Origin of the sequence: Acinetobacter sp. YH12128 (assembly GCF_013418655.1) — a bacterium.
GTDB lineage: Bacteria > Pseudomonadota > Gammaproteobacteria > Pseudomonadales > Moraxellaceae > Acinetobacter > Acinetobacter amyesii.
Window position 1 is genome coordinate 68,420 of the sequence record NZ_VPBO01000020.1, and the last position, 11,241, is coordinate 79,660.

The window sequence follows — 11,241 nt, forward strand, 5'->3', positions numbered from 1 at the left end:
ATTGCCGAATATGTTTGCTGAAATGAGCCAGATATGCAGAGGTTAAAGATGCGTGGGATACTGATTGTTTCATTATTGAGCAGCACGGTGTTGTTGCAGGCCTGTGGTAATGATGGAGCTGAACAAGCTCAAGTCGAAATTAAAGCAGCACCAAAATTAACCAATGATGCAACGGAGTATGCTGCCAAAGCTTGGGCATTTATCAATGAAGTTGATCCGATTGTTTATGCAAAGCAAGTCGATCAGATGGAAGAGAAAGTCCGTGTTCCAGCGCGTAAATTGAGTACCGAATGGCGTATCAATGTCAAAATGACCGATTCTGTGACTGAAGGTAAATATGCACTGTGTCGTAAGGCTTTAACAAGTCTGGAAATTTGGGCACGTGAAAGTATTGATCAGAGTTCGACTGTTGCACAGAAGCAAGCTGATTATGAGCGTGATAAAAATCAATGCAAAGGTGCGATTGAAAACCCTGAACTCGGAAATACCGATCCGAAAAAAGTAGGCGTTTAACTCGATCAAAGCAGTGAATTTTCACTGCTTTTTTTTGGAAAATATCAAAAAACAAGAATAAATCTATAAGAGAGGATTGGAAAATCCTCCTAAAATCATCGCTATTTTATATAAAAATTAAATCAGTGCGCTGCCGTAGTATTGAGCTAAATTCCAAATTGCATGGTTGTTTTCTGAAGTTAAATAGATAAAGCATAGATAATGAATAGTAAAAATATCTTTTGAGAAAAATTTATTGATAAAAAATCCCCCCATTTTAGAACGCCAGTCGTCTGACCTTCTCTTTAATTAATATCTTTAAAATATTAATAATATAAAGTATAGATAATGTGATTAAAAATTAAAATTATCATTATTTGATAAAGTATGTAAAAATTACTGCGTAAAAGATGAAGTATGTAAGTTAAATTAAAGACGTTGAATAGGTGATTAAGATGAAAAAAACATTAATGAAGTTATCGGTTTTGGCTGTTTTGACTACAGCGATCAATGTACAAGCAGCGACTGAAGACAAATCAGAAGCATCAACTCAAGAAGTTGCAGCATGTACAAATGGTTTTGACAGTGTAAATGTTTGCCAATTATTGTCGTGATCAAAACTCGATAAAGCGAAGTGCCACAAATAAAAGCAAAATAACTATAAAGAATCATTCTGGTGCAATTAAATGCACTTATTTAAATCACAAATGTCAGACATCATGCACAGGAAGTGCATGAGCAATCTGATGTAACTGCGCTAGATCTAAAATTTCAATTTGTTTAAACGCAACACGAAGCACCTGCATTTTTTCCAACTGCTGAAGCTCCTGATTGACTGATTGTCTTGAGCAATTCATCAGTTGCGCGAGTTGTTCCTGCGAGATATGTATGGTGTGTTGCTCAATTTCCAAATGATTTCCATATCCATTTAAAATAAACAGCAGACGCTGTGCGAGACGTTGACTTAAACTTTGCGTTTGTAAGGCTATGAGTTCCATAAAGGCATAGCGAAGTTTTTGACTGGTGAGCTGGGCAATATGAAACCAAAACTCAGGGTGTTGTTGTAATAATTGCTGAATTGCTTGAGCCGGTAAGTGTAATAAGGTGGACTTTTTGGTACAGATGGCATCGTGAGAACGTGGTAATTGGTCAACCAAGGATATTTCGCCAAACCACATAATCGGCTCAGCAATGGCGGCAATCGCTTCTTTGCCATGAATATCAATATAGCCTAAGCGAACTGCGCCTTCTAAGACTGCATACATACCATTAAAACGCTGTCCTGATAAAAAAACACGTGCGTCTTTTTCGAAAGTTAAGGTCAGGGCATGGCGGCAGATAAAGTCTTGGAAGGAAAGATTTAAGCCTGAATACCACACATTTTTATTGAGTTGATGCACATATTGAGCGTCCAGCACAGCATATCCTTATTTTTTGGTCCAATTTGTCTATTAGCTGACAACTTTATTGATGCATTTTTTATATAGTGAAATGAGTGAATGAACAAGGAGTAAGTTAATGAGCAAACTTGAAAGACTGCTAAGCCAATATGCAGCATATCATTTAGATCGAAAAAATGTACTGACGCATTTTGTGGGTATCCCGCTCATTGTATTTTCGATTATGTGTCTAACAGCACGAGCAGGGCTGATGATTTCAGGTTTTGAACTAACCCTTGCATTATTGTTGATTATTGCCAGTGTCATTTATTACCTGAGTTTAGATAAAATTTTCGGTTTGATCATGCTTTTGGTGTTTGCCGTCACATATCCCTTAGCCTTAATGATCGCAAAAATGAGCCTTATGTCATGGTTGATCTGGAGTGTGGGGATCTTTGTTGTGGGTTGGATCATCCAATTTATCGGTCATTATTATGAAAAGAAAAAGCCTGTGTTTATGGATGATGTTATTGGCTTGGCAATAGGGCCTTTATTTGTCCTAGCAGAATTTGTGTTTCTACTCGGCTTTCGTAAAGAGCTTGAACAACGCATGTTGACAGAAGGAAGAAGACAGCGTGCAGAGATGGATTCAAAAGCATTACATATTGCTCACCCATAAATGAGTTGAATAAAAAAGCCGGATAATTCCGGCTTTTTTTGCGATGTGTTGATTCTCAACTGTTTAGGATTTCACAGCAGCTTTATGTTGTTCCGCTGCGACCTTTTGTGCAGCGATTTTTGCTTTTGCGTCAGTATTTGCAGCTTTGGCAGCATGGGCTGAAGTTTTAGCTTCTGATTTTGCTTGTGTTGCAAGATGCTGTGCTTGAGCTGCATCATGTTTTGCTAATTTTTGATTATGTTTCACTTTACTTTGAGCCAATTGGCTGGCTTGTTTTGCATCGTGTCGAGCGACTTTTGCATCATGCTGCGCAACTTGTGCTGCATGTGTAGCAGTACGTTCCTGATGTTTTGTATCTTTAGCAATGGAAACACAAGTACCACCTTTATGGTTTGCACCTGTACCACCTGTAAGTGTGGTGCCTTGTGGACATGCAAACGCAGTTGCACTAAGCATTGTAAAGATACCTGCTGTTAGAATTGTGCTGATTTTTTTCATTGCTATTGTTCTATGAAAATAGGCATTAGTGCCTATGAATAAATTTATAGCAGAACGGTAGAGATTTAAGTCGTTGCACTGTGGTGACTCGGCAACCAAATCATGTATTCGTGTCGATATAATTTTGTTTTTAAGCAGGTTTTAAGTTTTTAAATATGCTTATTTTTTTGGCTTCATCATTTGCCTAAAATTAAAGAAGCCAGCAAATTGCTGGCTTCTTATGAGTACTGTCTTATACGTTAAAACGGAAGTGTAAAACATCGCCATCTTGAACGATGTATGTTTTACCTTCTAAACGCCATTTACCTGCTTCTTTAGCGCCAGCTTCACCGTTGTATTGAACGAAGTCGTTGTAGGCAACACATTCAGCACGAATAAAGCCTTTTTCGAAGTCAGTATGAATCACACCAGCAGCTTGAGGTGCAGTTGCACCAATTTTTACTGTCCAAGCACGAACTTCTTGTACACCCGCTGTGAAGTATGTTTGAAGGCCGAGTAAGCCATAACCTGCACGAATAACTACGTTTAGACCAGGTTCTTCCATGCCTAAAGCTTCAAGGAATTCCGCACGGTCTTCGTCTTCAAGTAATGAAATTTCTGCTTCGATTTGGTTGCAAAGTGGAACCACAATCGCATTTTCTTCAGCAGCTAATTTTTGTACTGCTTCTAAGTGAGGGTTATTTTCGAAACCATCTTCTGCAACGTTGGCAATATACATGGTTGGTTTAAGGGTTAAGAAACCATAACCACGAACCAATTTGCGTTCATCTTCATCAAGGTCAGCTGCACGCGCAGGTTTACCTTCATCCAGTAAAGGTAAGATTTTGTCTAAAACAGCTTTGGTCGCAATCGCTTCTTTATCGCCACCTTTTGCAGATTTTGCTAGACGTGTAATTGCTTTAGAAACAGCTTCTAAGTCAGCAAGTGCAAGTTCAGTGTTGATTGTTGCGATATCGTCAAGTGGATCAATTTTGCCATTTACGTGAATGACATTTTCGTCTTCAAAACAACGTACAACGTGTGCAATAGCATCAGTTTCACGAATGTTGGCTAAGAATTGGTTACCAAGGCCTTCACCTTTAGATGCACCAGCAACGAGACCTGCGATATCCACAAATTCCATCGTGGTTGGGACAACACGTTGTGGGTTTACAATTTCAGCAAGCTTATCCATACGTGGGTCAGGTACAGGTACAATCCCAGTATTTGGCTCAATTGTACAGAATGGGAAGTTTTCAGCAGCAATCGCAGCTTTTGTTAATGCGTTGAAAAGCGTTGATTTACCAACGTTCGGCAGGCCGACAATACCACAGTTAAAACCCATGAAATAACTCACAAAGTATTATAAAAAAATTGTGGATGATTTTACATGAAAGCCATAATAAAGTCAGGTGATATGGGCAGGAGAATGTATATCTTATTGAATCGCGCAGAGATAGAGATGAATTCACGTCTGAATAATGCTTGAGTTGCACTACAGATGCAGAATAGGTGCAAAAATGACATTGTGTTTCAATAACACAGTGACTAAAGTATCCCTATAAAATTACTGGGTTTTATAAACTACAGTTACAACAAAAACTTGGAGCATTTATGCGAACTCTCTACCAGTTTCCACTCTCACATTTTTGTGAAAAGGCGCGCTGGTTACTCGATCATAAAGAGTTGGATTATGTGGCTCATAATTTAATGCCGGGTGTACATCGTGCATTTGCACAGCTTAAAACAGGGCAAAACAAATTACCGATTTTACGTGATCAAGATCATTGGGTTGCAGATTCAACTCAAATCGCCTTTTACTTGGATGCGACCTACCCCGAACATAGTCTGATCCGTCCAGATGTCAAACTGCGTGAAGACGCTTTAGAAATTAATGAACTTTCCATTGAGTTAGGCCAACATGTGCGCCGTTGGGGGTTGGCACATGTATTAAATGAAAGTGAAGAATCACTTGATATTTTAATTGGTGAAAAGGGCTATTTACGTCAGTTTGAAAAATATTCCAAGCCCATTATAAAGGCACTGGTTTCTAAAGGTTATCAATTAGATACGGATAAGGTTGCGGCTTCACGTGAGCGATTGGACGAAATTGTGGTTGATTTAAATCAACGTCTGATCGAACAAGGTGGGCGTTATTTTGTAGGCGACCGATTAGGTTTGGCTGATATTGCAGTGTGTTCAATGTTGGCGCCGATATTAGAGATTGTTGGAACGCCGTGGGAAAAAGAGCATGGCGAAACCTTGTCAGAAGAGTTTAAAGCTTACAAAGCCTATTTGAGCGATTTGCCTTTAGGTCAATATGTGCAACGTATATACCAAACAGAACGGAATGCACGGGTAGATTGGCGTGGTGTATAAACCCTTTATATGAAAAATTTACGTCATATTGCTTTAAAAAAGCGCGCCTAAAAGCGCGCTTTTTCGTCAGACATTCAATCCTTAAATATAGCTTTGTTGTTGAATATCCAAAATATTCAGCACTGGACTGATACTATCGGCTTGTAAAGTATTCAGCGGCATAACTGGGTAGAAGATATTTCCCATCGCATCTTTAATACTTGGGATGATGGTGGAGATATCAAAATCACCATGAGCAGAACCTAAATTTTCCAATAGATCATTAATATTCGGTAATTGGCCCGTGAGGTTTTCAGTCAATTGGTTGAACTGATCCGTGATAGAACCCAGATCAATTTTTTCTGGAGCAAGATTGCCAAGTAAATCGCCAATATTTGGAATGGTCAGTTGATCGAGGAACTGAGTCGCTTCACCATTACTGTCCATCAGAGCAATGACTGGTTTCAATGAATCAATCACTTGATTTAAATCAGTTGAAAGCGTCAGTAAGGATGGATTGTTGACCACATCCAAAATGGTGCTCACGCTATTTAAAACATCATAAATCGCTTTGACGGTTTGAGCCTGATCCGTATCGATGACATCGCTTTTTGCCAGTAAATCTAGAAGCGGATTAAGTCCTTTGATCACCCCTGAAATGGTCTCAGGGATATTGCCTTGGTTGGCTGATGAAATGGCGGTCACTAGATTGGTCACACTTCCAATCACAGTCGGTAAAGCATGACTCAATTGTTCCATATCAATAGATGAGTTGTCTTTATTGATTGAAGCTAATAAAGGTAGGAGGGCACTCGTTGCACCTTGTGCAATTTGCCCAAAGTCAATATTTCCAGAAGACGAGCTCCCAATCATCTGAATAATGGGTTGCGCATATTCTAAAACTTGGCTGAGTGTATTGATAATTTGTGTTGCATCCGTTGAACCTGTTGCGCTTCCAAGCATAGCAAGCAATGGTTTGATGGCATTTACAGCGCTACTAATATTGTCAGGAAGATTGGCTTGATTATTGGTGCTACTCAGTAAACTTTGCAAGCTGTTGACAATGGTAGGTAAGGATTGAACCAACTGATTCATCTCTGTTGAGCCAGCGTTGCTACCTAAGTTTTGTAGGAGCGGTTGCAGTGTTGTCATCAAAGTCTTGAGTGCATCCGAATTTGAACCGTTATTGGATGTAAGACTTTGAATCGTGCTAATCACTTGCGGAAGCGATTTAGTCAGTGCGCTAAAATCAAAAGACTTTGTGCCACCTAAATTACCTAATAATCCTGTCAGTGTATCCGTGATATTGGTTGTAGGTTTAAGTGGGCTAAGTAGGTTACTGACCGTGCTGCTAATTGTACTGAGCTGTAGGGAAGGACTTAGTACAGAACTTAATTTTGAGCTGAGTGAACTCAGTGATTTAATTGCCATGTTTATTCTTCCGTTTTTGTTTTTTTGTATATTTATGAACCGCCGCTATTTTTTAATGTAATTACCAAATCTAGTAAATAAGTGAAAAAAGCAAAATGTGAAATAGAGCGCACATTGAAAAATATAGTAAAAATAAAAAGTTGAAAAATATAAAATAAAAATTATTTTCCTTTTATCTGAAATTGATTTATTCAGATCAATGGAATGCATCGAGAAGCTTTATTGGTAGGTTGTCTAAAGACGACATTTAGAATATAAAAACTAAGCTTTGATGAAAAAACATTCATTTAAACACGATATTTATGCAAATTATTATGTTCATAATGCGTATGAGCTTTATTATTTTTAATAAATCATGCTATACATGAGAAAACTTGCACATAAATGCTGATTTTAAAACTTAAAATAACATTGAAAATGACAACAGGCGTTTGATGAATCGGGTTCATCAGCACTGTTTTCAAAAATGGCTGGAGTAGACTGATGGAACTAGACCGTTTTGATAAACAAATTTTAGAAATTTTGACCCATGAAGATGTCAATTTAAATGAACTGTCAGAGCGGGTGAATTTATCGGTCAGCTCCGTACATCGTCGGATTAAACAATTGATTGATCACAATATTATCAGTGGTCTGAAACGCGAAATTAATTATCAAAAATTGGGCTTTAGTTTGCATGTGCTGCTACAGGTGTCCTTAAGCAAACATGATACAGATACTTTTGCTAAATTTTTAGAAGCATTAGAAAGTATTCCAGAAGTCATTAATGCATTTTTGGTGACAGGGCAGTCTGCCGATTTTATTGTGGAAGTCGTTGCACGGGATATGGAAAACTATAGTGAAATTTTACTCAAGCGCATTGGTAAAATTGAACACGTAGTTGCATTACATTCGAGCTTTGTAATTAAACAATATAATGTTTTTAACTGTAATGGCTTATTAAATAAGGTTTAAATGCAGCCCTCATATATAAACTCAAACAGTTGAAAGCTAGGCAATAAAAAACGCACCGAAGGGTGCGTTTTATACTTCACTCGATTGAACTATAGAGCTTCTAACTCAGCCATCACTTCATCGGTGAATTCAACGTTGGTATATACGTTTTGAACGTCGTCAAGATCTTCAAACATATCAATCATTTTGATGATTTTTTTCGCTTGTTCGATATCTGAAATTAACGCTTTAGTTGAAGGGTTCATCACCACTTCGGCGTTATCAGATTTTAAACCTGCTGCTGCTAGCGCATCCTGAACTTCACCGAAAGTTTCCGGTGTAGTGATAACTAAAATTTCTTCTTCGTCCACTTCGATGTCTTCAGCACCCGCTTCTAAAGCGATGTCCATGATTTGATCTTCTAAAGAAACATCTTCAAAAGTAATCTCACCACGTTTGGTAAACATATAAGCCACTGAACCTGCAGTACCTAAATTACCATCAGTTTTAGAGAAACAGTGACGAACGTCAGGAACAGTACGGTTCAAGTTGTCAGTCATTGTTTCAATGATGACAGCAACACCACCAACGCCATAACCTTCGTAAGTGACTTCTTTTAGATCAGCATTTTCTTCACCGCCTACACCACGTTGGATTGCACGGTTAATGGTGTCACGTGTCATGTTTGCAACTAATGCTTTTTCAACAACAGCACGTAAACGTGGGTTAGACGCTACATCACCGCCGCCTAAACGTGCAGCTGTCACGATTTCACGGATAAATTTTGTGAATACTTTAGCGCGGCTCGCATCTTGTTTTGCTTTACGATGCTTAGTATTAGCCCACTTGGAATGACCCGCCATGCGAAATATGCTCCTTGTAGATTGGCCTTATGCCTATCAAATTGAGCAAATTCTACCATAATGGCTTTTTTGTGTGAAAGTACTGGATTTCAGGAATTGAGTAGTTGAAAAAAAAATATCCAAATTTGAGAAAATAATGCGAAATGTCTAAACGCTCGTACTGTAATTTTTCTTATGATGAGAATTGGGCTGAAAGGAGCGAGGTGATCTTGTTATAAAAGGAAGATATAAATGTACAATGCATGGAGCACGATACATTTATATCTTTAAGTACGTATATCTTAAAAAAACGTGAATGGCACTTAGTCTTTATTTTTAGGTTCTGGGATCACGATGTCTAAACCTACTTTATCTTTATAGAGCTGCTTAATTAAAGCTAAATCGTGATCGAGGTCAGTTGGGTAAATCTTACCGAAAATACCGCCTTGTTTGGTTTTTGAGTTGGCATACATTAATACAATTGGCACACCTGCAGCTTTAGCGATATACCAAAAGCCTGTGCGAATCGGTTTTCGTGCTTCACCACGTTCTGCTCGTGTCGCTTCTGGAGCAATGACTAAATTAAATTTTTCATTGGCTTCAAAATGCTCAACCATTTGAGTCACGATGTCTTTATTGGCTTTACGGTCTACAGGAATACCGCCAATCGCTTCAAGAACAGGTTTAAATGGACCTTTAAAGAGTTCTTTTTTAATCAGCGTGTGAATTTTAATGTCGTAAATTTGGCAAAGGGCCAGTGAAAGAACAGCATCCATCATTGAGGTGTGTTCAAAGCCGACGATCACTTGTTTATTTTCTAAAACATCAGGCTCTACGTGGTATTTCCAGCCTGCCAATTTAAATGCAGATTCGCCAATAAACTTTTTCAACATAGTCGGTGATACGGTGATTTTAAAAAGGTGTAATTTCTGCTTGTTTGGATCATGAGTCAAGAGGATTTAAGTGAGCTTTGATCTGAATTGTGCATATATTACAAATCGGAATAAGAAGGGGGATTGAAGACTGATACTTTTTAACAATAAATCGGCTAAATTTTATATGGTAAAGCTATCATCATAGATAAAAATACTCTTAAAAATTTGCTAAATATGGCTAGGCACCGTCAGAAATTCTTATTAGACTTTTGTCGTAGGTTAAAATTTTTAACCTGTTGGTCTTAACTCGTTTTCTAACGGAGAACTCAAGCATGATTTATTTAACTGCTGTGTTATTCGCTGTTGCTATGTTTGCTTTGATTGTTATTTGGTCAATTGTTGAGTTTTATTTGGACTTAAGAAAGCCTGAACAGGTTGAGTCTTAATATTGGCCGAAATTTATAGGCCCCGTAGTTGATTTATTAATACCATATATTTTATATAATAATTATGTTTAATTAATAGTAAAAAGATATTAATGTGTTTTTTTGTTGAATCTTAAGCTTGTATCTCAATAGAAATTTTTATTTGATATTTTTTAGATTTTCAATATTAGATATTCTTGAGCAGGTTTCAGAAATGGCTATTCCTAGTTGTAAATAATCTGCTCTGTTCTTGTAATTATAAATTAAACATTAAAACGATATTTCATCTTTTATGAAATTTTGACTAATTATTTCAGATATTTAAAGCTAACTAAAAACACAAAAAAATTATCTTTGTAGGCTTGGCTTATATTGAATAATTTGATTAAATGTTCGGGAAATTTAAATAAAATCGATGTTTGATAATAACAATGCTGAACAATATATACTCTGCAATTGAAAAATTGGGCATTAGTCCACAAAAACGTGCCTTGCATATTCAATTTTCCAATACCACGCTGAATGAACAAGTATTCTTGCAACGTATTGATGGGGAACATGCCTTAAGTGAAGGTTTGAATGTTCAGCTCATCTGTCTCTCAACTTCTGCCACCTTAGAACTCAAACAATTTATTGGTACACAAGTCGCAATCGATCAGGTGACCGATGCGGGGCAGCTTTTTCGTATTACCGGGATTATTACTGAAGCATTTCAAGGCCAAAGTGATGGCGCATTAACGCTATATAAGTTGACCTTAGAAGATGCAACGGCACTATGGCATAAGCGTCGTAATAGCCGCGTGTTTATGAATAAATCGGTCAAAGATGTGGTCGAGATTATTTTTAAGGAATGGCAAAAAAAGAGCCCACTTTTTGCAGCGAGCTTAAGTTTGGACTTAAGCGGCTTAAAGAAAGAGTATGACGTTCGACCATTCATGATGCAAAGTAATGAAACCGACTATGATTTTATTACTCGCTTACTACGCAGTGAAGGCATTCATTGGTTAATTGATGAAGCGCAGCATTTTGTCTCTTCCTCTTCAGCGCCACTCCAAGCCCAAAAGCTGCGTTTAATTGATGAAAATAGTCAATATCAGCCTCTAGATCGTCGCAATATCCGTTTTCATCGCAGTAGTGCGACTGAAAAAAATGACAGTATGACCAGTTTTATCGGTCAGCGCAGTCTGCAGCCGACGTCGGTACATGTGCAGCGGTGGCAGGCAGATGTGCTTGAACAGGACGAGGGTGGTGGTGCAGTACAAAGCAAGCATCTACATAGTCAAAATCAAGATAATGCGAGCTTAAGCTTAGAGCAGGCATGGCATGTGAGCCCTGCATGGATGCAAGATC

12 protein-coding genes are annotated in these 11,241 nt (G+C 37.9%); 6 read left to right on the forward strand and 6 right to left on the reverse strand.

Going from position 1 to position 11,241, the window contains the following annotated elements; translation table 11 throughout:
• Nucleotides 1-33 precede the first annotated feature (33 nt).
• Nucleotides 34-513 carry a hypothetical protein gene (locus FTU64_RS11770; protein WP_078189048.1) on the forward strand — a complete coding sequence of 160 codons (480 nt, stop codon included), beginning with the start codon at nt 34-36 and terminating at the stop codon, nt 511-513.
• A 434-nt stretch (nt 514-947) separates the two neighbouring features.
• Nucleotides 948-1,106 (forward strand): hypothetical protein, encoded by a 159-nt coding sequence (locus FTU64_RS11775; protein ID WP_257221543.1) that lies wholly within the window; start codon nt 948-950, stop codon nt 1,104-1,106.
• Nucleotides 1,107-1,202: 96 nt separating this feature from the next.
• Here FTU64_RS11775 and FTU64_RS11780 read toward each other — a convergent pair whose 3' ends face one another.
• A complete protein-coding gene (locus FTU64_RS11780; RefSeq protein ID WP_180059782.1) occupies nt 1,203-1,910 on the reverse strand; it encodes a Crp/Fnr family transcriptional regulator in 708 nt (235 codons plus the stop codon).
• Nucleotides 1,911-2,010: 100 nt separating this feature from the next.
• On the opposite strand from FTU64_RS11780, the gene FTU64_RS11785 reads away from it, so the two are divergent.
• Complete coding sequence (locus FTU64_RS11785; RefSeq protein ID WP_180059783.1) at nt 2,011-2,550, forward strand: DUF962 domain-containing protein; 540 nt, start codon at nt 2,011-2,013, stop codon at nt 2,548-2,550.
• Between the two features lie 63 nt (nt 2,551-2,613).
• Here the strand turns inward: FTU64_RS11785 and FTU64_RS11790 are convergent, their stop codons facing one another.
• A complete protein-coding gene (locus FTU64_RS11790; protein ID WP_373685369.1) occupies nt 2,614-3,006 on the reverse strand; it encodes a hypothetical protein in 393 nt (130 codons plus the stop codon).
• A 274-nt stretch (nt 3,007-3,280) separates the two neighbouring features.
• Nucleotides 3,281-4,372 (reverse strand): redox-regulated ATPase YchF, encoded by a 1,092-nt coding sequence (ychF, locus tag FTU64_RS11795; RefSeq protein WP_078189045.1) that lies wholly within the window; start codon nt 4,370-4,372, stop codon nt 3,281-3,283.
• A 269-nt stretch (nt 4,373-4,641) separates the two neighbouring features.
• Between ychF and FTU64_RS11800 the strand changes: the two genes are divergently transcribed.
• On the forward strand, nt 4,642-5,406 hold the full coding sequence (locus FTU64_RS11800; RefSeq protein ID WP_180012150.1) for a glutathione S-transferase family protein: 765 nt from the start codon (nt 4,642-4,644) through the stop codon (nt 5,404-5,406).
• 81 nt (nt 5,407-5,487) lie between these two features.
• On the opposite strand, the gene FTU64_RS11805 is transcribed toward FTU64_RS11800, so the two are convergent.
• Nucleotides 5,488-6,816 (reverse strand): hypothetical protein, encoded by a 1,329-nt coding sequence (locus FTU64_RS11805; RefSeq protein ID WP_180059785.1) that lies wholly within the window; start codon nt 6,814-6,816, stop codon nt 5,488-5,490.
• Between the two features lie 483 nt (nt 6,817-7,299).
• Here FTU64_RS11805 and FTU64_RS11810 point away from each other — a divergent pair, with 483 nt between their 5' ends.
• Complete coding sequence (locus FTU64_RS11810; RefSeq protein WP_111885999.1) at nt 7,300-7,770, forward strand: Lrp/AsnC family transcriptional regulator; 471 nt, start codon at nt 7,300-7,302, stop codon at nt 7,768-7,770.
• Between the two features lie 89 nt (nt 7,771-7,859).
• Here FTU64_RS11810 and FTU64_RS11815 read toward each other — a convergent pair whose 3' ends face one another.
• Together FTU64_RS11815 and FTU64_RS11820 are read right to left on the reverse strand one after the other, a co-directional pair.
• The gene (locus FTU64_RS11815) at nt 7,860-8,612 is read right to left on the reverse strand and encodes a YebC/PmpR family DNA-binding transcriptional regulator (protein ID WP_078189042.1); all 753 of its coding nucleotides are present in this window, start codon (nt 8,610-8,612) and stop codon (nt 7,860-7,862) included.
• A 302-nt stretch (nt 8,613-8,914) separates the two neighbouring features.
• On the reverse strand, nt 8,915-9,484 hold the full coding sequence (locus tag FTU64_RS11820) for a 1-acyl-sn-glycerol-3-phosphate acyltransferase (protein WP_078189041.1): 570 nt from the start codon (nt 9,482-9,484) through the stop codon (nt 8,915-8,917).
• An 838-nt stretch (nt 9,485-10,322) separates the two neighbouring features.
• Between FTU64_RS11820 and FTU64_RS11825 the strand changes: the two genes are divergently transcribed.
• Nucleotides 10,323-11,241: phage late control D family protein (locus FTU64_RS11825; protein ID WP_180059787.1), on the forward strand; the 919-nt coding region annotated here is incomplete at its 3' end.

Coding starts and splice junctions, on each gene's coding strand:
- FTU64_RS11770 (WP_078189048.1), top strand. CDS start 34: ATGCAGAGGTTAAAGATGCGTGGGATACTGATTGTTTCATTATTGAGC.
- FTU64_RS11800 (WP_180012150.1), top strand. CDS start 4,642: ATGCGAACTCTCTACCAGTTTCCACTCTCACATTTTTGTGAAAAGGCG.
- FTU64_RS11815 (WP_078189042.1), bottom strand. CDS start 8,612: ATGGCGGGTCATTCCAAGTGGGCTAATACTAAGCATCGTAAAGCAAAA.
- FTU64_RS11805 (WP_180059785.1), bottom strand. CDS start 6,816: ATGGCAATTAAATCACTGAGTTCACTCAGCTCAAAATTAAGTTCTGTA.
- FTU64_RS11820 (WP_078189041.1), bottom strand. CDS start 9,484: ATGTTGAAAAAGTTTATTGGCGAATCTGCATTTAAATTGGCAGGCTGG.
- FTU64_RS11810 (WP_111885999.1), top strand. CDS start 7,300: ATGGAACTAGACCGTTTTGATAAACAAATTTTAGAAATTTTGACCCAT.
- ychF (WP_078189045.1), bottom strand. CDS start 4,372: ATGGGTTTTAACTGTGGTATTGTCGGCCTGCCGAACGTTGGTAAATCA.
- FTU64_RS11775 (WP_257221543.1), top strand. CDS start 948: ATGAAAAAAACATTAATGAAGTTATCGGTTTTGGCTGTTTTGACTACA.
- FTU64_RS11785 (WP_180059783.1), top strand. CDS start 2,011: ATGAGCAAACTTGAAAGACTGCTAAGCCAATATGCAGCATATCATTTA.
- FTU64_RS11790 (WP_373685369.1), bottom strand. CDS start 3,006: ATGCTTAGTGCAACTGCGTTTGCATGTCCACAAGGCACCACACTTACA.